At 44.7% G+C, this 21,875-nt stretch carries 19 protein-coding genes; 7 read left to right on the top strand and 12 right to left on the bottom strand.

Annotated features, from left to right (window positions below):
- Positions 1-306: 306 nt before the first annotated feature.
- Together ACINWC323_RS00410 and ACINWC323_RS00415 are read right to left on the bottom strand one after the other, a co-directional pair.
- Positions 307-1,833 (bottom strand): DHA2 family efflux MFS transporter permease subunit, encoded by a 1,527-nt coding sequence (locus tag ACINWC323_RS00410; RefSeq protein ID WP_009516171.1) that lies wholly within the window; start codon positions 1,831-1,833, stop codon positions 307-309.
- 6 nt (positions 1,834-1,839) lie between these two features.
- Complete coding sequence (locus ACINWC323_RS00415; protein ID WP_009516145.1) at positions 1,840-2,988, bottom strand: HlyD family secretion protein; 1,149 nt, start codon at positions 2,986-2,988, stop codon at positions 1,840-1,842.
- 472 nt (positions 2,989-3,460) lie between these two features.
- Between ACINWC323_RS00415 and ACINWC323_RS00420 the strand changes: the two genes are divergently transcribed.
- A complete protein-coding gene (locus tag ACINWC323_RS00420) occupies positions 3,461-4,447 on the top strand; it encodes an AraC family transcriptional regulator (protein WP_009516160.1) in 987 nt (328 codons plus the stop codon).
- A gap of 45 nt (positions 4,448-4,492) precedes the next feature.
- Here ACINWC323_RS00420 and ACINWC323_RS00425 read toward each other — a convergent pair whose 3' ends face one another.
- The 5 genes from ACINWC323_RS00425 to ACINWC323_RS00445 form a co-directional block, all read right to left on the bottom strand.
- Entirely contained in the window at positions 4,493-5,827 is a 1,335-nt protein-coding gene (locus ACINWC323_RS00425) for an MFS transporter (protein ID WP_009516156.1), read from the bottom strand.
- Between the two features lie 135 nt (positions 5,828-5,962).
- On the bottom strand, positions 5,963-7,000 hold the full coding sequence (gene antC, locus ACINWC323_RS00430; RefSeq protein ID WP_171062234.1) for an anthranilate 1,2-dioxygenase electron transfer component AntC: 1,038 nt from the start codon (positions 6,998-7,000) through the stop codon (positions 5,963-5,965).
- A gap of 6 nt (positions 7,001-7,006) precedes the next feature.
- Positions 7,007-7,498: an anthranilate 1,2-dioxygenase small subunit gene (gene antB, locus ACINWC323_RS00435; protein ID WP_005284050.1), complete on the bottom strand. Its 492-nt coding sequence runs from the start codon at positions 7,496-7,498 to the stop codon at positions 7,007-7,009.
- 3 nt (positions 7,499-7,501) lie between these two features.
- A complete protein-coding gene (gene antA, locus ACINWC323_RS00440) occupies positions 7,502-8,917 on the bottom strand; it encodes an anthranilate 1,2-dioxygenase large subunit (protein ID WP_009516143.1) in 1,416 nt (471 codons plus the stop codon).
- 264 nt (positions 8,918-9,181) lie between these two features.
- Positions 9,182-9,679, bottom strand: coding sequence for a thioesterase family protein (locus ACINWC323_RS00445; protein ID WP_005229102.1), 498 nt, complete (start codon positions 9,677-9,679; stop codon positions 9,182-9,184).
- 171 nt (positions 9,680-9,850) lie between these two features.
- On the opposite strand from ACINWC323_RS00445, the gene hemB reads away from it, so the two are divergent.
- Both hemB and thiO read left to right on the top strand, forming a co-directional pair.
- Positions 9,851-10,864 (top strand): porphobilinogen synthase, encoded by a 1,014-nt coding sequence (gene hemB, locus ACINWC323_RS00450; protein ID WP_005229100.1) that lies wholly within the window; start codon positions 9,851-9,853, stop codon positions 10,862-10,864.
- 59 nt (positions 10,865-10,923) lie between these two features.
- Positions 10,924-12,045, top strand: coding sequence for a glycine oxidase ThiO (gene thiO / locus ACINWC323_RS00455; protein ID WP_009516158.1), 1,122 nt, complete (start codon positions 10,924-10,926; stop codon positions 12,043-12,045).
- On the opposite strand, the gene ACINWC323_RS00460 is transcribed toward thiO, so the two are convergent.
- From ACINWC323_RS00460 to ACINWC323_RS00470, 3 genes are all read right to left on the bottom strand, one after another.
- A complete protein-coding gene (locus ACINWC323_RS00460; RefSeq protein WP_009516194.1) occupies positions 12,031-12,936 on the bottom strand; it encodes a TIGR01777 family oxidoreductase in 906 nt (301 codons plus the stop codon). The two genes, thiO and ACINWC323_RS00460, sit on opposite strands and share 15 nt — an antisense overlap.
- Before the next feature lie 85 nt (positions 12,937-13,021).
- Positions 13,022-13,468, bottom strand: a complete 447-nt coding sequence (locus ACINWC323_RS00465) for an ABZJ_00895 family protein (protein WP_009516173.1) — start codon at positions 13,466-13,468, stop codon at positions 13,022-13,024.
- A 289-nt stretch (positions 13,469-13,757) separates the two neighbouring features.
- A complete protein-coding gene (locus ACINWC323_RS00470) occupies positions 13,758-14,207 on the bottom strand; it encodes a GNAT family N-acetyltransferase (protein ID WP_032881793.1) in 450 nt (149 codons plus the stop codon).
- A 161-nt stretch (positions 14,208-14,368) separates the two neighbouring features.
- On the opposite strand from ACINWC323_RS00470, the gene ACINWC323_RS00475 reads away from it, so the two are divergent.
- A complete protein-coding gene (locus ACINWC323_RS00475; protein WP_009516147.1) occupies positions 14,369-14,746 on the top strand; it encodes a VOC family protein in 378 nt (125 codons plus the stop codon).
- A gap of 29 nt (positions 14,747-14,775) precedes the next feature.
- Here ACINWC323_RS00475 and ACINWC323_RS00480 read toward each other — a convergent pair whose 3' ends face one another.
- Complete coding sequence (locus ACINWC323_RS00480) at positions 14,776-15,558, bottom strand: crotonase/enoyl-CoA hydratase family protein (RefSeq protein WP_009516179.1); 783 nt, start codon at positions 15,556-15,558, stop codon at positions 14,776-14,778.
- Positions 15,559-15,721: 163 nt separating this feature from the next.
- On the opposite strand from ACINWC323_RS00480, the gene ACINWC323_RS00485 reads away from it, so the two are divergent.
- The 3 genes from ACINWC323_RS00485 to ACINWC323_RS00495 are packed head-to-tail and all read left to right on the top strand — an operon-like array spanning position 15,722 to position 21,162.
- Positions 15,722-16,972 (top strand): exonuclease SbcCD subunit D, encoded by a 1,251-nt coding sequence (locus ACINWC323_RS00485; protein WP_009516149.1) that lies wholly within the window; start codon positions 15,722-15,724, stop codon positions 16,970-16,972.
- 9 nt (positions 16,973-16,981) lie between these two features.
- Positions 16,982-20,578 (top strand): AAA family ATPase, encoded by a 3,597-nt coding sequence (locus ACINWC323_RS00490; protein WP_009516127.1) that lies wholly within the window; start codon positions 16,982-16,984, stop codon positions 20,576-20,578.
- The gene (locus tag ACINWC323_RS00495; RefSeq protein WP_009516191.1) at positions 20,578-21,162 is read left to right on the top strand and encodes a hypothetical protein; all 585 of its coding nucleotides are present in this window, start codon (positions 20,578-20,580) and stop codon (positions 21,160-21,162) included. The genes ACINWC323_RS00490 and ACINWC323_RS00495 overlap by 1 nt, the downstream gene beginning before the upstream one ends.
- On the opposite strand, the gene ACINWC323_RS00500 is transcribed toward ACINWC323_RS00495, so the two are convergent.
- A complete protein-coding gene (locus ACINWC323_RS00500) occupies positions 21,159-21,851 on the bottom strand; it encodes a YggS family pyridoxal phosphate-dependent enzyme (protein ID WP_009516159.1) in 693 nt (230 codons plus the stop codon). The genes ACINWC323_RS00495 and ACINWC323_RS00500 overlap by 4 nt on opposite strands.
- Positions 21,852-21,875 lie beyond the last annotated feature (24 nt).

Below are 21,875 nucleotides of genomic sequence, written 5' to 3'. Positions count from 1 at the left end.
TGATAACTCCACTATATGTGTATGCCAATCCATGCAATTTTCATGCGGGCAACTTTGTTCTCAGGGATAAAACTTTTAATCTTTGCTCAAAATACAATTTTAATAATATTGAATGATTTGGCGCTGACGTTCCTCTGCCAGCAATGCTCCTCCCTGTTTTGATTATGTCTTTTCATCATTTGCAGCTGAATTCTGGCATGCCTTGCCTGAATAAAAACAGGCAAAATCTATCAATTCTGGCTTAAGACACTATTTTTATACATAAAAAAAGCATCTCCTGAGAGATGCTTGCTTGGTTCAGAGTTTCTAGTGGGTCGGCATGCCACCGCTATTGCCTTTTGGCTTTGGGCTCATCCAGATCAGGGCACTGGCAAAGACAAATACAATTGCCAGTAGCATAAATACATGATTGGCTGACATGGTAATCGCTTCTTTATCCACCAGATTGGCAATCACGCCCAGCGTTGCATCGGGAGAAAATCCATTCTGCAGTAAACTGTTTTGTACTTCTTGCGGATGCAGATTATTGACCATTTCACTGCGTGCCACTTTGGCATGATCATCCCAAATGGTGACTGCAATTGACGCGCCAATCGCACCAGCCATGGTTCGAAGGAAATTCATCAGGCCTGCGGCAGATGCCATTTCTTGGGGCAATACCGAGCCCATTGCAATATTCGACAACGGAATAAAGAAGAATGGCACGGCAAAACCTTGCAGGATTTGTGGCCACGCTAGAGCCATAAAGTCAGCGTCAGTGACCCAGAATGCCCGCATCAGAGTAACAACGCCGAGCAAGGCCAGCCCAAAGCTTGCCAATGCCCGTGGATCAAATTTGGTCGACAGCTTCGCTACAATCGGTGACATGGTCAGACTGCCAAAGCCCATCGTGGCAGTGAGATAACCCGCCCATGTGGCGGTATAGCCGAGATTGATCTGCAACCACTGGGGAATCAATACAATACTGCCAAAGAAGGAACCGAAACCAAAGGCCAGTGCCAGTACCGAAACTGCAAAACCCCGATGCCGGAACACATACAGATTGACCACAGGATGCTTTTCCGTCAACTCCCAAATCATAAACACGATAAAGCCAACAACGGCCACCAACGCCAGAATAATGATACTGGTATTGTTAAACCAGTCGCGCTCATGTCCGAGGTCCAGCATTAATTGCAGTGCACCAATCCATAGCACCAACAAACCTAGGCCAATCGCATCAATCCGCAATTTTTCGGTTTTGGTTTCAGCTACAGATAATAAGCGCACGGCGGCTAAGGCACAGACAATACCAACCGGAATATTGATAAAGAAAATCCAGTGCCAAGACAGATTATCACTGATCAAGCCCCCGAGGATCGGCCCGAGAATGGGTCCAATCACGGTGGTCATGGCCCAAAGACCCATCGCCTGTGCATGTTTTTCGGGTGGGAAAATTCGCATGAGCAGGGTTTGACTGAGCGGCATTAACGGGCCACCGCAGAGACCTTGCCCAATACGGAAAAACACCAGCATTTCCAGCGAGGTGGCTAAGCCACACAGGAATGAAAAAATGGTAAAACCAATCAGCCCGAATATAAACACACGGACTGTCCCAAACCGCCCTGCAAGCCATCCGGTTAAGGGCACGCAAATCGCTTCGGCAACCGCATAAGAGGTAATGACCCAGGTCCCTTGGGAACTGGAAACCGCAAGGTTGCCAGTAATATGGGGGACAGACACGTTGGCAATAGTGGTATCCAGGACCACCATAAAATTTGAAAGGGCGATCACAAAAGCTGCGAGTAGTAAGCGCCCGCCACTGAGTTCTGCAAAAGGAGTTTGCGTTTTCATGGCTGATTACTTCGATGCGAGATCAATATCCGCTTGCATCGACAGCCCGACGCGCAATGGATGTTGTGCAAGCTCTTTGGGATCAAGAGTAATACGTACCGGTAAGCGCTGTACCACTTTAATCCAGTTGCCTGTCGCATTTTGCGCTGGAATCAAGGCAAATGCGGCGCCGGTTCCACCCGAGAAACCTTGCACCGTCCCGTGATAGACCACATCATCGCCATACAGATCGGAACGTAGTGTGACCTTCTGGCCTTCTCTCACTTTCGCCAGCTGGCTTTCTTTAAAGTTGGCATCGACATAGAGTGCCGATAAAGGCACCACAGACATCATCACGGTGCCGGGTGCGACACGTTGCCCAATCTGAATATTGCGACGCGCGATTACCCCATCCACAGGTGCACGGATCACGGTACGTTCCAGATCCAGCGCAGCCTGCTCCACATGGGCTTTTGCCACGAGCACATCAGGTGTTGAGGCTTCATTTACCCCCTGAATCAAGGCCTCATTGGCAGCGAAAGTACTTTCAGCTGCTTTACGGCTAGAGGTAGCCTGTGCCAAACCGGCCTGAGCCAGATCCAGACTGGCTTTAGCCGTTGAAACTGCGCTTTGCGCCTTGCTTAATTCTTCTTTAGAAATCGCACCTGTTGCAGCCAGCTCATTACGGCGCTTGAGCTCCAATGCCGCACGATCATAATCCGCTTGTGCTTTGGTCACTTGCGCCTGTGCGCTGCTGATCTCATCATTACGCACCACGACCTGAGAATTTAAAGAGCTACTATTTGCCTGAGTCTGCTTATATTGGCGTTGTGCTTTGGCCAGTTCGGCCTGTGCCTGTGCCAGTTGAATCTTGGCATCCCGCTCGTCTATGCGCACCAGCACATCGCCTTTTTTCACCTGTTGGGTATCTTTTACCAAGACTTCAGAAACTTGCCCACTCACCATTGAGGTAATCTGTGCGGTTTCAGCGCCCACATAAGCATTATCGGTACTGACAGAATGATTAAAGAATAACGCCCAGATGCCATACAGAATTGCAGCAAGAATGAGAATGAGCGCGAAAAATCCGAGAAATTTTTTACGTTTTGCTTTCATTGCATCATCTGATGCCGAATCTGAAGCAGCATCCTGTGAATTGGCTTGAGCGTCAGTCATAAGTTATTCCTGAAAATTAAAGAGATTTTTAACTTTTGGTTTAATCAGCCGATCAGTTTAATTTTGAAAACTTAACTGAATGTTAAAAACCAAAGTGCAATATAAGCGCAAAAATTATTTCGCATTTTAACGGCAAAAAATCATATGACGAGATTAAAAAAAATAACTGATGCGTTCAATTCTTATAAATTGATATTTTAATGACGATTAAAAACTTTAAGTTTGCTTATTGATTGATGAAGCGAACCATGCAATCTGGCAGATCACAGCATTTAACATACCTATAAAGCATAAAGATATATTCCCTACGGGCTTGCGTATTGAGCCAAATTTGTTCTAATAAACCAAGCTGGATCAGAGTTTCTGCTCAATTCCCGATTGCTGGCAATGAGCGTAAATAACGTCATTTATGGAACAAAATGGCATTTTTCTTGCTGCTAAAACAATAAGCACTTCGCTAGGTGAAAGGACGATGACATCACTCAGCCAAAATATGGATCTTATCCATCATTCGCATCAAGCCGATTTTGCACAAAATGTAATGTCGATGATCTGTGGCGAACACCGTCTGGATACGTTGTGTCGGGAGACACTCGACTTTCATTATGAGGGTATGCGGCTCCCGCATAAGAAAATGGCGATCGGGACCATCAGTTATGGCGCGAATGTCGCGATCAATATTTCCCACCTGAAAGCCTATAGCATCAGTCTGCCCTTTCATGGCAAGCAGACACTGAGTATTGGTGGCGCCAAATACCAATCCGATGTCCATACAGGGCTCATTGTTTCCAATCAGGATTTACAGGACTTGGTCATTCATCAGGATTGTCAAAAATTTCAGGTGGTGATTCCTGAACAGAGTCTGCATCAGGTTCTTGCAGAACTGCTGAATAAACCGCTTGAACAGGCCTTGGTGTTTAACCCTGAAATCTCGCTCGGCATGACCGGATTAATGCAAGCCTGGTGGCATAATATTGAAAATTTTCTACAACTCAAATCACATTATGCTGATTTTGCCGGCTTACCGATGTTTTCTGAAGACTATGAAAATTTTGTGATTAAAGCCCTGCTCCTGTCTCAGGAAAATAATTATTCGGCAGCCCTGCATGAACGCAGCAATCAGATGGAACCCGCCTATATCCGTAAAGTGAAAAATTTTATTGTGCAACATGCACGTGAATCCTTCGATGTCGAGAGTTTACAGCGCTTGGCAGGTGTCTCTAAATCCAAGCTTTATGCTGAGTTTCAGCAGCATTATGGTCTGAGTCCGATGGCCTATCTACGTAAATATCGCCTACAACAAATTTATAAAATATTAAGTAATGCCGCCAAGCATCAAAAGATTTCCATTTCCAAACTGGCTTATGACTGGGGCTTTAATCACCTCAGCCGTTTTGCTCAGGAATATAAAGATGAATTTGGCGAAAAACCGAGTGAAACCCGAAATAAACATGAGTAAGCATTGTTAAATAAAAAGCCCAGTCAGCGTACTGGGCTTTTTCCATTAAGTGGTGCTTAACACTGGATTAGCTTTGTTGTTCTGATGCATCGCTTTCAAGCTCAGCGCGACAAAGGCAATAAAAGTCGGCAAGGCCAAAAGGTAGAAAATACCACCGAGGCTAATCTCATAGGTAAAGATATACGAACCGAAAAATGCCCCGAAAATTGCACCGACTCGACCAAGGCCATGCATCCATGACACGCCGACTGCACGACACTGCGATGGATAAAATAAAGCAGCCAAAGGCAGTAGTGACGATTGTGCTCCTGTCAGCAATGCCCCGATCAGGAAAATACTGATGCCAAGCAACACGATACTGGAGCTAACAAAGCCTGCAACAATGAATAGCACAAATGCTGTCAGGTAAGCATATTTAATCACCTGAGTTGGATTCAGTTTATCCATATACCAGCCCATGATCACCGCACCAATTACACCACCAAAAGGAAAAATGGAAGCGATCAGGCTAAATTGCTGGGTACTAAAACCTGCTGTTTTTAGAATCGTCGGCATCCAGCTGGTCAGCAAATAGAATACCAACAGACTCATAAAACAGCATAGCCACAACATCACCGATCCCCAGAGATATTTCGTTAGTACGGTTCTGACCGGGCTATCGCTATGATTGACATCAACTTGGGCTAATTCGATGTCGACCGTATCAGCAAAAGCATGACCCTGAACTTTTTCCAGAATGCTTTGGGCTTTATTTTGCTGATCTTTTTTAATCAGATACGGTACAGATTCTGGTAATTTCAAGATTAAAGCGACCACTAAAAATAAAGGAATAATCCCGCCCAGAATCACCACCTTGGCCCAGCCCAGATTTTCCAGTAAATAGGCCGACAACACCCCGCCACAAGAAATGCCCAGCATAAAGCCACAACCAGCCAGTCCCGTGAGGAAAGCTTTGCGTTTTGCAGGCATATATTCTGAAACAATGGTACTGATATTCGGCATGGCCGCGCCTAATCCAATGCCTGTGATGAAGCGATAAATCATCAGGTCTTGTGTAGAAGAAGCAAATCCACACAGGATGGTAAATATAGAAAACAATAAAGTCGTGGATACAATCACGCCTTTACGTCCAAATTTATCCGCCAAAGGCCCAGAAATAATTGCACCAATCGACATCCCCACCAGTGCCGCGCTCAGCACTGGCGCCAATTCAGGTTTACTGATACCCCAGTCATCCAGCAAGGCAGGCGCAATAAAACCGATAATTCCGGTATCCAAACCATCACAGAAAAACACCAGAAAGCCCAAGGCAAACACCAGCCATTGCAAGGGTGACAGCCGCTCCCGATTGATCACATGATTCACATCAATTGTCTTCATTTTTATTCCCTTAAAAGTCGATGTTTCAACGTATGCTCACGTTGAGATTTTTAATTTTTCAAACTGCTGATTTATCTTAACCAGGGGGATTTCCTCTCCCCCTGTTTTACATTAATCGTCTGGCAACGCAGCCGATCAATTGCGAGCCGTATTGCTCTGTAAAAACTTTTCGCTATACAAACGATAGTTGTCTAAGGCTTGTCCATCCAGCCAGCCTTTAACAGCCTCGATCATCGGTGGCGGGCCACATAGGTACATGTCAAAGGGCTGTTCCGCCAGTTGCTCCCGATCCAGATGCTCATGGATATAACCGGTTTTGCCTGCCCAAATCTCCGAAGCTTGCGTGACAATAGGTTGATAATTGAAATTTGGTAAACGTTCCGCATAGCCTTGCAAACGGGATTGTTCACACAAGTCGGTTGCCTGATTGACGCCGTAATACAGCTGAATGGCGGGTACATTTGCCTGTTCCGCAATATTGTCCAGCATGCCTAAAAAAGCCGACAGCCCTGTTCCACCCGCAATAAACACCAGCGGTCGTTCAACCTCACGTAAATAGAAACTCCCCAAAGGTGCTTCCATCATGATGGTTTGACCGACTTGGCAACGATCACGTAAATAATTACTCATCACGCCATCCGGTAATAAGCGGATTAAAAACTGCAATTGATTGGTGTGATTCGGACGATTGGCAAAAGAATAAGAACGCCAGTCATCCTTCTCGGGAATTTGCAAACGCGCATATTGGCCGGGTAAAAACTCAAGTTGCTTGGCAGATGCACTGGCATCAACATGCAAAATCGCGGTTGTCTCGGACACCAGTTCAACCTGAGTCACTTGTGTCGCAATTTTCTGTGTTTCGCCAGCGTTGCAGATTTCAGAATTGTAATCGAAATAGAATGCCGCATTGGATTTGACCCGCGTTTGGCAGGCCAGCATTTTGCGCTCTGCTAAGTCACGTTCACTTAACGCATCTTCATCCACATATTCCTGTTCATAAATACCAGTTTCACATTGTCCCTGACAGGTTCCGCACACGCCTTCACGGCAATCCAAGGGTAAATTGATGCCCTGCCGAATGGCTGCATTCAGCAATAACTCATTCTCTTGTACTGAAATAAAAAAGGTTTTCCCATCGGCAAAATTAAGTGCAACTGAATGTCCCATCATGATGCTCCCTTAAACATGATAAAAATCCAAGACCGAATCAATTTTGTCATTCAGCAAAATCGTGTGCTGACGGCGAATACGGAATCCTTCAGCGGTTGGTCTTAACAGATAAGTGGCATGGCCATAGAAACAACCTTCCAGCCCCTGACGGTTATATAAGGTGCTCCAACCGACTTTGGCTTCAACTAAGCCATCTGGTAGGCTTTTAACCTGTACATTTTGAATACTGTGCTGGGTACGGGGTAAAGGTGTCGCTGAGGCCGCTTTTCCGGTACGGATACGGAATACACGATCTTCCAGACCCGAACGGTCTGCATAATAGATATAAGACAAGCCCTGATTTGGATCTTCGACATAACGATGATCATCAATCCATTGCGGAATGTGATACTCACTATCTTCATCATACAGTTCCAGATAGGCATCCCAGTCATAGCGGTCGCATAATTCAGACTTCTGATAAAGAAATTGTGAAACGGCGAAATGTAGTTCAGCAGTCATGACTTATACCTCTTCCGTTACTGTATCAAGTTGATAGGTAATATCCTGCATTTTTAAAGCTTTGCGATTTAAGCCATCCAGCATTAAACGTTGCCAATGACCATGCTGATTGACATATAAACCCTCATGCGTCAGTTCACGGCCCGTAATCAAGGGTTTGATTCCCAAGTCCTGTGCATTTTGGGTCATGTCATAACACCAGTTATGATGACCACGAGAAATATCACTCCAGCGTTCCAGACGCGCCTGGAAACCTTTTTGCTGTTCACGGAACTCCACCAGATCATCTGGCGTTCCTAAGCCCGAAACATTGAAAAAGTCCTCAAACTGGCGAATACGGTTACGACGTGCTTCGGTTGACTCGCCTTTTACCGCCAGACATTGGCTAATCACTTCAGTTTTATTCCATGCCACTGGACGGACAATGCGCAGCTGTGAACTGATCTGGTCCATAAAGAATAGACTTGGATAAAGATTCAGGTTTCTGAGACGATGCATGGCCCATTCCGCACGCTTGGCACCATATTTTTCCAGCAGATACGGCATCACCGTATCATAGCCAGGACGCACCGCTGGATTGGGCATGTCGCTGAATAAAACACTATGACCGTTTTTAAAACTGAACCAACCATCATCAGTCTGATTATCACCTGCGCCTAATTTGCTGTAATCCAAGGTATCCAGATCATCACCTTTGGCTGCATTAACCTGTTGGCGATGCTGTACGGTGGAGACATAGTTATAGTGCACGGTACTGACGTGATAGCCATCCAGTCCATTTTCATTTTGCAGCTTCCAGTTTCCTGCAAAGGTATAAGCCGACTTACCTTGCAGGACTTCCAACTCACCAGTCGGTGACTGCTCTACCATTAAGTCCAGAAAGACTTTGGCATCCCCCAAGAAGTCTTCAAGGCTATCCGTGGCCTGTGTATCTAGACTGACAAAGACAAAACCGCGATAACTGGCAATTCGCCCCTGCTTGAGTCCACGGCTGGACTTATCAAAATCTTCACAATATTCGGCAGGCGCTTTGACTTTGACCAGACGACCATCTGATTTATAGCACCACGCATGGAAGGGACAGGTAAAAGTAGACTGATTGCCTTTGGCAACGCGCGTCAAGGTCGCACCGCGATGCTCACAGGCATTGATCATGGCATGCAGTTGGCCTTGACCATCACGACTAATGATTAACGGTTGGCGTCCAATCTGAACGGTTAGGAAATCATGATTATTGGCAATTTCACTTTCATGGCAGGCATAAATCCAGGCTTTTTCAAAAATAAACTCCATTTCCAAATCGAACAGTTCAGCTTCAGTGAACATCTCACGCGCAATACGGAATACTCCATCTTTCGGGCGAAAGTCCAGACAGCCACTCACAAAGTCCTGCCATTCGGCAATATTACGTGTCGTCATTTTTATCTCCTCCAATCCATAAAAACCTTTTATTGATTGAAGCCTGATTTATGACTGGACTCTATCCAATTTTTCCAGATCTCTATCCAGTTTGTGAATCATTTTGACCCAGCTTACGGTGCGAATATTCAAGCACAAAAAAAGCAGGCCTTAGGCCTGCTATAAAACAATAGGAATGGAGAATAAAATGCTTCTGAAATGAAATCAGCCTCTCAAGCGTGGCATAAGAGGCCTTCACATCGTTCTAATTTAAGCAGGAACAGGTTAATAGGCATACGATGCAATCGCAGTGGCAATCGGCTTGTCCTCATCATTGACCATGGTCATGCGCATGGTGCAGCCTTTACGACCTAGACGTAAGGTTTCGGCACGGGCAATAAAATATTTGCCACGCCCTGGCGCCAGATAATCGACCCGCATATCCACCGTGGCCAGACGGGATACTTTCTTGATGGTATCAGGCAAATCTTCGGGTGCGGCACGGCGATAAAGCTGCTCCATCGCTGCTACACCACCGATACTGTCCAGAATCGTGGCTGCCACACCGCCATGCAAAATCTGGAATGCCAGGTTCCCGACCAGTTCTGGCTGCATTTCCACATAGGCTTCAATCTGATCATCCACCACGCGCATGACCATGCCACTATATTTAAAAAATGGACAGGCATTAAATGCCTTACATAGCTGTTTCAAGACCACCTGGTGATCTGCCTTGGCACCTAACTGAATATTACCAGTCCAGTTTTTCTTTACATCATTCATACGCGGCCTACACTCAATGGAAAGAATAACTTTCCATTATTTTGCACAAATCTAAAAATATGGGGCTACAATAGCGGGGTTCGTAATTGAGCGATGTCGCTGAACTCTCCCTCAAGCGTGGCTGAATCCCTCAATTATTCCCCTAGTGTAATACTGAACATCGAGATTGTTATGACTTATACGTTCAATCGTCCCGCTTTTCCTGCGACTCGCATGCGCCGTATCCGTAAAAATGACCAACTTCGTGCCATGGTCAGCGAAACGCATTTAACGGCAGATCACTTGATTTATCCAGTGTTTGTATTACCGGGACAACAACAAACTCAAGACATTCCAAGCATGCCGAATGTGCAACGTCTATCGGCTGATTTACTGCTAAAGAAAGCGGAAACCCTGCTTGAACTCGGTGTCTCCAAACTTGCTTTATTCCCTGTGACGCCACAACAAGATAAAAGTTTAACAGCGGAAGCCGCTTGGGACGAAAATGGTTTAGTTCAAACCACCTGTCGTCTACTCAAAAAAGAATTACCAGAAATGGTGCTGATTACCGACGGCGCGCTTGACCCTTATACCACACACGGTCAAGACGGCATTATTGATGACACAGGTTATGTGTTAAATGATGAAACGGTTGAATGTCTGGTGAAACAGGCACTCAGTCATGCTGCGGCTGGGGCTGATGTGATTGCACCAAGTGACATGATGGATGGCCGTATCGGTGCGATTCGCCAAGCACTCGAACAAAACGATTTTATCTATACCAACATCATGGCCTACTCAGCGAAATATGCATCCAGCTTCTACGGTCCTTTCCGCGATGCGGTGGGTTCTGCCAGCAACCTGAAAGGCGGCAATAAATACAATTATCAAATGGATATTGGCAACCGTGCCGAAGCCTTACATGAAATCGCACTGGATCTGCAAGAAGGTGCAGATATGGTCATTGTTAAACCGGGCATGCCTTATCTGGATGTGGTACGTGAAGTCAAAGATACTTTTGGCGTGCCAACTTTCCTGTATCAGGTCAGTGGTGAATATGCCATGCTTGCAGGTGCGATTCAGAACGGCTGGCTCTCTGACAGCGTGATTCTGGAATCCTTAATGTGCTGCCGTCGTGCCGGTGCTGATGGGATCTGGACCTATTTTGCAGAAGATGCAGCACGTAAATTAAAAGAGATGAGATAAATCTCCCCTAGCCCCTCTTTAATAAAGAGGGGAAATCTTTAAACTGGTTTAACTTTATCATGCATATTGCCATCATTGGTGCGGGTATTAGCGGCTTAATGTCAGCACTGGAACTCGCTGAACAAGGCTGCTCTGTCGACATTTTTGATCAACAACAAGCAGGCCTGGCCGCTTCATGGGCAGGTGGCGGTATTCTCTCCCCGATGTATCCGTGGCGTTATGCGCCTGAAGTCAATCAACTGGCACAATACGGAAAATCGCTGTACCAGACCTGGAATGAAAAGTTACTCCCCGTCACTGGCATTGATTTTCAAATTCACGATACTGGCATGCTGATCTTTGATCAGGAAGATTTCGAAACTGGCTTGAATTATGCCAACCGATACCATGAACCGATGCAGCAATGCGAGTTGCTCAATCGCTCCAGACTCCAACAGATTAATCCCCATATTTCCCAACAATTCCAGCAAGCTATCTACTTCCCGCAACTCTCCAATGTTCGCAATCCACGTTTATTACAATCATTAATTTGCTACTTAAAGCAACATCCATTGGTGCGTTTTTTTGAACATTGTCCTGTTGAAAAATTAATGATTCAGAACAACAAAGTGCTCGGAATTGAAACCGAAGATGGCCGAAAATTTATGGCAGATCAGGTGGTCATCAGTTCTGGTGCATGGAGTCAGCAATGGGCCAAACAACTGCAATGTCATATTCCTGTGCAACCGGTCCAAGGACAGATGCTGTTATTTAAAACCCCTGAAAACTGGTTACCGACCATGTGCATGAATCGGGTGATGTACCTGATTCCACGTCAAGATGGACACATTGTGTGCGGTTCAAGCATGGCAGATACAGGCTTTAGTACTTTGGTAGACGAACAGACCCAACAGGATATTCTTGCTGCCTGCTTAGAAATGGTTCCTGAGTTAGCGCAATTCCCGATCGTAAAACGTTGGGCTGGATTGCGTCCAAGCTCACCACAAGGGATTCCCTATATTGGTGCGATGCCTGAACTGGAAAACCTTTGGGCTAATTTTGGACATTTCCGTAACGGCTTATGCATGGGTTCTGGCTCAGCACGATTGTTACGCCAACTGCTGTTGGGTCAAGAGACAATTGTTGATCCTCAAGCCTATTCACCCTTGCGCTTAAAACAACAGAATTTAATGTCTTGTTAGAATTTCGGTTAAGGCTGTATTTAAATCAGGATATTGAAACTGGAAGCCGTGATCCAGCAAAGCCTTGGGAGCCACATATTGTCCATTGAGGATCAGTTGTGATTGCTCGCCCAACAGCAAGGTAAACACACATTTGGGCAGGGTCATAAAAGGTTTGCGCTTTAAAATGTGGGCAGCCACTTGAGCAAACTGTTGTTGATTGACCTGATCAGGTGCAACTAGGTTATACACCTTTTGACGATGATCCGATTGCAGCAGAAAAAGGATGGCATTCAGTACGTCCTGAATATGAATCCACACCACCGGTTGCTGTCCTGAAGCAATTTTGGCAACAGCATTTAACCGGATCGGCAACAGCATCTGCGGCAAAATTCCGCCCTGCCCGAAAACCACGCCTAAACGAATAATCTTGGTCTTTTGCTGGGTAAATTTTAAAGCCGTTTGCTCCCATCTCTGGCACAACTCAGACATAAAAATCGCCTGTGGTGGCGTATTTTCATCACAAACAAGCTTCCATTGCTGTTGAGGATCAATCCCGTAATAACCAATCGCAGAACCGGAAATAATACATGCCGGAAAAATTTGCCGTTGTTCCAGCCATTGATACAGCTGCTCAGTCATTGCCACACGGCTGTGTATCAACTGCTGCTTACGTTGTTCCGTCCAGCGTTTTGCACCAATATTTTCACCCGCCAGATTAATCACATAATCAATGTGTTGTGTTTCAATTTGATCAAGATCATTTACCCAACGCAGTGCTGAATGCGACGATACCCGATTGGGCTGGCGGGTCAGTGCAATGATCTGATAGTTTCGCTCTAACAAGAAAGGCAGCAAATACGAACCGATAAAGCCACTTGCACCTGTGATTAAAACTGTCTGTTTCTGCATTACACCCTCATCCTGCATGATATTGATCAGATCGATGTCTAAGTCTTAGCAGAATAAAAGTGAATAACAAGTAAACTTTCTTTAATTAGTGAAACATCTTTGTGGCCATTCTTTGTGCCTGCGGTCCATAAAACCAGTAAGTAATGAGAAATAAAGGTAAGGCAATCACCAACCACATGCCCAATACAGCAAGTAAAAATTGTGGCTGTTTTAAATAAAGCAGGAAGTTCTGCCAAATTTCAGGATCTTTACGCGCAAAAATATATAGCCCGAGTAACAGACCACATGCATTGTACCCCCAAAAGATCAGACTAAAGCCAATGCTTAAGCGCTTTTTCTCTTGCGCAGTGGGTGCACGGCGCTGTTGCTTGAGAAATTTAAACAAAACAAAGATAATCGCGATCAGATAAGGAATTGCAGTGAGTACCCCACCTAAGCTATTAGGTAAAATCGCGGCCAGCACACCAGCAATTAACGTCGAGGCCAAACAAATAATAAAAAACCAGAGATAGTACAAACGCAATGAAATCATAAAGATAAACCTAATTAGACTGGCTTTAAGAAATAATTATAAATTTTTTTCACTTTTTTTTCATTTTTATGTCAACCAATCCTTAACTAGCAGCGTTATATAGGGTACAAGGTCGCAGCAACCGATTGGACATTGCACGGCATCCGCAATGTTTTCGGTGACCTTTCATTATGACTCTCCATCTTTAACAATGGTTGTGTTAGCAGCCATAACCATTGAAAAAGATTTTGACCGACGATTTATCATCACTCGAATCGTCGGTTTTTATTTGCCTGCGATTTGAGTTTGCTCAGGTATCGGCAACATACATGTTGATCAACTCACCCTCATCTTCAGTGACCTTCGTTAAAAATGTCCAGCCACATTTTTCATAGAAATCATTTAAATCTGTCACCAGATACAACTTTTCAAAGCCAGCGTTTTTCATCTCTGTCCGAGCGAAATCTAATAGTTGTCTGGCAATATTCTGCTTTCGATAAGTCTCTTCAACAAATAAGGCACATAAATTTGGTGTCAGGTCATTGCGGTCATGGAAGTCATTATCAATCACCCCTGCACCCGCAATAATGTGCTGCCTGTCATCCAGAATCACATACCATTGTGGAATAGCTTGTGCCTGTTCAATCGAGGTCTGCATGCTGTCACGGTATGCTTCAACAGGAATCTCCCATTTCTGCGCAAACCAATTGGCAGCTTGATCCAAAAGCTCAGGATGAGCTGCTAACTTCATTATCTTCATCAAGGTTTAATCAATCTCCGCTATTTTAGTTAAACTCATAAAATTTATTTGAGTAATCAAATCAGAAAGGACAAGTTTACTCATTTACATAAAGCTTGAGCGCGCTCATGCCAGTTCTGTCTAGAATGAATCAAGCACAATAAAGACCAAGGAATAGAATCATGAATACCGTTACCTATTTTGAAATTCAGTCATCCAATCCTCAACGCGACGTCCATTTTTACCAGTCTGCATTTGGCTGGCATTTTGAAAAGGTGGAAGGCCTGCCGATCGAATATTATCGCATTGAAACAGAAGGAATTCACGGCGGCTTACTACAACGCCCAGTGGCGATTCCACCCACAGGATGCGGGACCAATGCCTTTACCTGCACCATAGAAGTCGAAAACTTTGATGAAACAGCAGCTAAAATTCTCAGCCTCGGCGGCATTGTGGCCATGGATAAATTTGCAATCCCGAATCGTTGCTGGCAGGGCTATTTTCTTGATCCTGACCATAATACTTTTGGTATTTGTGAGCTAGATGAAAAGGCGCAATAACCGATCAGGCTCAAGTGAAGTCAAAATGATTATTTTCCCTTAAACTGCGGCGAACGTTTTTCTAACATGGCACGGACACCCTCTTGTGCATCCTGCGATTCAAACAATGGCATCAGATAACTATTCATCTTTTCAAATGCCGCCGTCTGCCCTTGGGTTAGTGCATCGGTTGCAGAAGCTAATAAAGCCTGTACCGCAAGTGGTGCGGAGAGGCAAATCTCTTTGGCAATTTCAATGGCTCGCTGCAACTGTTGACCATTTTCCACAATCTCGGAAATCAGATTGAGCTGATCCGCCGTTTTCGCATCAAAAGTTTTACCGGTTAATAAATATGGCATGGCTTTTTGCCATCCCGCAGCCTGCACAAAGCGCACCGTTGCCCCACCAAATGGCATGATGCCACGTAGCACTTCAAGCTGACCAAAGACGGTATTCTCGCTGGCAATGACCACATCGGCATTTAGCATCAACTCAACTCCTGCGGTATAACAAATTCCCTGTACCGCCACCACCATGGGTTTGCTCCGATGCCGGCCCGCTGTTCCCCACGGATTAATTTGTTGTTCCGCAAAATTAAAGATGCCTTCAGATATCTTCGGTTGTAACTCAACTAGATCCAGGCCCGCTGTAAAATGGTCGCCATGTGCAAAAATTACCGCACAACGAAGTTCAGGATCCTGCTCATATTCAGTTAACGCCAGAGACAAATCCTGAATCATATGACTATCAAAGGCATTCCGTTTTTCCACACGGTCCAGCCCAATCAACATAATCTGATCCGTCACTTCACGGCTTACTTTACCTAAGCTCATCTTTATGCCTCATTTTTTATTGCATGACTTTATCTTCAAACTAGAGCAACGCTTAAAAATGATCAAGCGCGATCATGTACTACTTTTCTGCTCAGCAAGATTCTCCTTTCCGCTTAAATACGTGCTACCTTATTCTGGTTCAATTCTTTTTTTAGATTCATTTATGACTGTGCGTTTTTTTCATACTTCTGACTGGCATTTGGGGCAATTCTTTTATAATCATTCCCGCCATTATGAACATGAACAATTTCTGACATGGTTACTTGAGCAAATCAAACAGAAACAGCCGCATGCCTTGCTGATTGCAGGTGATATTTTTGATGTTATCAATCCGAGTTCTCAGGCACAAAAACAGCTCTACCAATTCCTCGCCGATGCGCATGAACTTGCACCACATATGCAAACCCTCATGATTGCAGGCAATCACGATTCAGGCTACCGAATTGAACAGGTTGAACCCTTATTGGCCAAATATAATGCCAAAACGGTTGGCGTGATTCGCTGGAAGGAAGATAAAACGCTGGATCTGGAACGTTTAATTCTGCCGATTTATGATGAGCAAAAACAGATTGTCGCGTGGTGTATTGCCTTGCCCTTCTTGCGTTCTGCCGAAATCACAGGCTTTAATGAACACACCACCAATAGCCAGAATGCCATTGCTTATCTACACCAACAATTAATCGAAGAAGCCAAACGTCGTAAAACCGAGGATCAAGCGCTGATTCTGATGTCGCATGCACATATGCAAGGCGGGGAAACTTCTGATTCTGAACGCCCAATTATCATTGGCAATGAAGAAGCACTTTCGACCAGCCTGTTCGATGACAGCATTGATTATGTAGCGCTGGGTCATTTGCATAAACCACAAAAGGTACAGCATCCACATATTCGTTATAGTGGCTCTCCGATTCCACTGTCATTTAGTGAAATTAATTATAAGCATCAAGTGGTTGATGTCACCATTGATTCGACCCAACCAGAAAATAAGCTAAATTTTGAAGCATTGGCAATTCCGCGAAGTATTCAACTGCATAAAATTAAAGATGAACTCACAGCGGTCATGCAGCAGCTTAAAAACCTACCGAGTGGCCCCATCGAAAATCTCGAGCATCGTGAATATGTCGATATCGAATATCATACCGCGATTCCCCCACAGCCGAATTTGCGCCAACAATTTGAAGATGCCTTGCCGAAGGATCGCTATCGTCTGGTACGTATTTCCAGACAATATTTATCTAGTGAAAATAATGCTGAAACCAAGCAAAGCATCAGCCTGGAACCACCGACACCGGAAAAATTATTCCAGCAGATCTGGGAGAAAAAGGGCTATCACGCCGATGATGACGTCACCAAAGATTTCTTAAGTCTGGTGAGTGAAGCACAGAAAAAACTTGAAGATGATCAAAGTTCTTAAGGATTTGCCATGAAAATTTTATCGATTCGACTAAAAAATCTGGCATCTCTTGCGGGTGAACACTTTATTGATTTTGAATGCGACCCTTTGGCCAATGCAGGGCTGATCGCCGTTGTCGGCAAAACTGGGGCTGGTAAATCCACCATTTTAGATGCCATGTGTCTGGCCTTGTTTAATAAAATTCCCCGCCTTAAGGAAAGTGATGGCAAGCTTCTGGATGTGGATGGTTCTGAACTGCTGACCAACTCTCCCCTGACCGTTTTACGTCGTGGTACAGGACACGGCTTTGCTGAACTGTGTTTTGTAGCACAAGACCAAAAACATTATCAGGCGCGTTGGGAAATTAAACGTGCCCGTGAAAATGCCAGTGGGAAACTGCAAAGTGTGCAGCGCTCGCTTAAATGTCTCACCGACGGTGTGGTGGTGGCAGACAAGACCAAAGCCGTCGAAAGCCATATCCAGCAGATTACCCAACTCAGTTTTGAACAGTTTACCCGCGCCGTTTTACTGGCGCAGTCTGAGGTCACTGCATTTTTAAAAGCCCGTGATACCGAACGGGGCGAATTGCTGGAGTATCTGACCAATTCCAGTATCTTTGCCAAAATTGGACAACTGGCCTTTGAAAAGACCCGTGAAATCACCAATCAACGCAAACAGCTGGAAAATGTTTTAGGCCATATCGAAATTCGTTCCGATGAGGAAGTTGCCGAATTACAGGCTCAGTTTCAACAGCTCCAACAACAGGTCCAGCAACTTGAGAACGAGCGAAACCAGCTTAAACAACAACAACAGTGGTTTGAGCAGCAACAAAAGCTTAAAAGTGAAGTTATCTTCAAACAACAGCAGCATGAGACGCAACTCAATGCCCATGCTGGATTAGCAACAGATCGCCAACTGCTCGAACAACTGGATATCTTTTCCGAGATTCGCCCTGTTGCTTTTCAACAGCAGCAAATCCAAAAAACACTGCAACAACTTGAACCACAACTGCAGCAGAAACAGCAAGATTTTAGTCGCTTAACCACAGAATTTGAGCAGGAAAAAGTCCGCTATACGCAAGCAGAAACGGCGCTACAACAGTTTCAGAGTTTTGAGTTGCAACATCAAGATGAGTTGAATCAGGTCCGTAAATATGTGCAGGAACGTGACTATATTGCAGAAGATTATAAAAAGACCAAAAGCAGACTGGCACATGTTGAAACTCAGCAACAGCCTCTACTGCAACAGCAGCAACAGCTTGAGCAACATATTCAGAATTTGAGTACACAACAGGCAACCTGTATTGAGCAATTACAGCGCAGTGGCCACTTCTCGGTTTTGGATAAGGGTCTGCATGCCCATGTACAGCAGCTCGAACAGTTTATTCAGCATTATCAAAAAGTTGAAAATACCCTTGGGAATATTCAACAGGCTCAGGCCAAACTTGAGCAAGATAAAAACCTAATTGCTCAATTGATTACACAGTTTGGTAGCCCGCAGCAGATTGAGTCTAGGCTAGAACAAAAACAGGCACAAAAAGAGCAATTGTTGACTCAACTGAATCAACTGGATGTGATTCAGCAAAAATTACAGCATCATTTTCAATTAAAAAATGAAGCCTCAGCACTCAAACAAACCCTGGGCGCACTGCAACACCAATCTCAACAGCTTGAGCAAAATACTCAAAAAGCGGAAAGTGAATTTCAGAACGCAAAAACCGAACGGGAAAAATTACAACATATTCTGCAACAGCAACGCCTGTTACACGCAGAAAATGTTGAACATTTACGTGCTGAACTGAAACAAGGTGAAGCCTGTCTGGTCTGTGGCAGTACCGAGCATCCCTATCGTGATGATGAAAGTCAGGTGTCTAAGGCCTTATTTGCATTACAACAACAGCAGGAACAACAGGCTTTACAGCAAGAACAGCAATGCTTTCAACAATGGCAGCATACACAGCAGCAATTTACCCAACTGCAATCCGAGCAAAAGCAGCAGCAAAATGCCTTACAACAGGCCCAGAACAAGCTAAACACGCAACAGCAAGAATTACAGCACTATTTGGCCCAAACCCAGATTCAACTCGATTTGAATGTTGCGCAACCTGAACTTGAAATTTACCTGCAAGGCTTAAGCACTCAATCTACACAGACAAAACAACAGCTTGAGCAGGAATTACACCAGCTCAGCCAGGCCAGCAAACAGCAGCTTCATTTAAACCAAGCTATCCAGAATACGGCCTATCAACTGGAAAACGTACAGCAATTACAGCAACAGATTCAGCATATTGTAGATTGTCTGGAAAGTCATGAGAAAACGCTTTGGCTGGAACAACCGCTAGCCCACTCACAACAAATTGTGCAGCGTTTAAAACAACGCCTGCAACAGCTTGATCATGCGGATGGACTGAGCAAACAACAACAGCACAGCACTCAACAACTCAATTTATTCATATCAAATCTGAATGCCTTGAATACCCAACATGCTGAACTAACTCAGCAATTGCAGGACATTGCAAAAAAGGGTCAACAAAATAGTGAGGCTGCCAATCAACTCATTCAGGCAATGGCCGGTTCAACTGAACTCAAAGCCAATGAATGGTTGCATCAGCATGATCAGCAACGACAACAGGTGCAGCATCAATACCAGCAACTTAAACAGAATTTCGAACTGGCGCGACAAAACTTTGAGCAACATAAGAATGAACTGGAACAGCTCAAAGCCCAGCATCAACACAATCAGCAGGCATTGACTCAATGTAACAACGAAATTAGTGCATGGCTGACGCAGCACACCCAGTTTGAGGAACAACAGTTAAGTCAGTTACTGGTCATTTCGTCCACACAGGAACAGCAGATTCGCTTAACGCTGCAAAATGCAGAGCGTGTTCTCAGCGAAGCTGCCTATGCGCTCAAAACTGCACAACAGCAATTAAACGAGCATCAACAACAGCAGCCCGAGATCCAGCAGGAACAGCTGTCTGAGCTGATTCAGTTAAATCAGGACAAACTGCAACAGCAGCTTGAACAACGCGATCAATATAAAGTTCAGCTGGAACTGCATCAGCAAAATCTTGCCAAGCAAAAACAGTTTGCCGAGCAGATCCAGCAAATTCAGCAACAGGAGCATCGCTGGAATAAGATTTCGAGCCTGATTGGCGATTCTAAGGGCAAAGATTTCCGTGATTTGGCGCAACAGTATAATCTGGATATTTTGCTGGAATACGCCAATCAGCAATTGGCAATGCTGTCACAGCGTTACACCTTAAAGCGTCTGGAAAACTCGCTCAGTCTGGCAATTATCGACCATGATATGGATGGCGAAATCCGTTCGGTGGCTTCGCTCTCAGGTGGAGAGTCCTTCCTTACAGCCTTGGCGATTTCCTTGGCGATAGCCAATATGGCCTCGGGTTCGATGAAAATTGAATCACTGTTTATTGATGAAGGTTTTGGAACACTGGATGCATCATCATTGCACATGGTGATGAATGCGCTGGATCAATTGCAAAGCCAAGGTCGTAAAGTGATTTTAATTTCGCATATTCAGGAAATGCATGAACGGATTCCTGTACAGATTCAGGTTCAACCGGTTGGTTCGGGTTCGAGTCGGATTGAAGTAGTGGGCTAATGAACATTCAATTGCTTCATACAGAACTATTAAAGCACGGTATCCAGTTTGACACTGGCTTAACAGAAGCTGAAATAGAAGCAATAGAGCAGCTTTTTAGATTTCACTTCCCTCCTGATTTGAAGCTATTTTTAAAGTACGGACTTCCTGTTTCGGAAAATAAATGGAAATTTCCTCGCTGGAGAGAAGCACTTCATAACGATCAAGCGAAAAATATACTGATAGAGCAGCTCAAGGCACCTCACGAAGGCATTGCCTTTGATATTAAAAATGGCTTTTGGTTAGATCAATGGGGAGCCGCACCAGAGGAAATCTCAGACTGTCTGGTAATATTTGAGGAGCAGTTTAAAGCTTATCCGAAAATGATCCCTGTTTACTCTCATCGTTATATTCCGAGTACACCACTTGAAAATGGAAATCCTATATTTTCAATCATGCAAACCGATATTATTTATTATGGAACAGACCTGATCAATTACTTTTGTAATGAATTCAACCTAGATAAAACACTGTTTGATCAACCGCAAGCCACTCCAAAACCGATTCAATTCTGGAGCGATTTTGTTGAATTAAATAATTATTAAGACTTTGCTGAATAATCCCTTGCACCAAACAATGCTGTCCCGACCCTGACCATGGTTGAACCCGCTGCAATCGCTGCTTCCAGATCTGCCGACATGCCCATACTCAAGGTATCCCAATCTTGCGGCTGTGCATGCACGGATTTCACCTGATCAAATAGCACTTTAGCCTGTGCAAATGCCGCATGATTGTCCGGCGCAGGAATCACCATCAAGCCACGTAAACGGATATTCGGAAGCTGGCTAATATTCTGAACCAGTTCAGCCACATGTTCTGGCTGACAACCGTCTTTAGATGCTTGTCCATCAATATTCACTTGTAGACAAATATTTAACGGCGCTTGCGATTCCAGACGCTGGCCAGATAAACGCTCGGCAATAATCAAACGGTCAACCCCATGCACCCAGTCAAATTTTTCAGCCAGATGCTTGGTTTTATTGCGCTGTACATGACCAATAAAATGCCACTCAATCTCTAGATCTTTGAGCTCTTCAATTTTTTCCAAGGCTTCCTGTAGATAGTTTTCACCAAAACAACGCTGCCCCACTGCGTACATATCTCGTAAGCTTGATGCAGGATGAGTCTTTGAAACGGCTAACAATTGCACAGTCGCAGGATCCCGCTGAACTTGCTGGCAGGCGTGTTCTATTTGATTTAAAACAGTTTGGCGGGATTGTTGCGATTGATTCATTGACACAGTTCTCATTTACGAAAT

It is taken from the genome of Acinetobacter sp. WC-323, assembly GCF_000314615.1.
Taxonomy (GTDB): domain Bacteria; phylum Pseudomonadota; class Gammaproteobacteria; order Pseudomonadales; family Moraxellaceae; genus Acinetobacter; species Acinetobacter courvalinii.
Note: the sequence above shows the minus strand (reverse complement) of the source record. Positions and strands in the feature narration are given on the sequence as shown.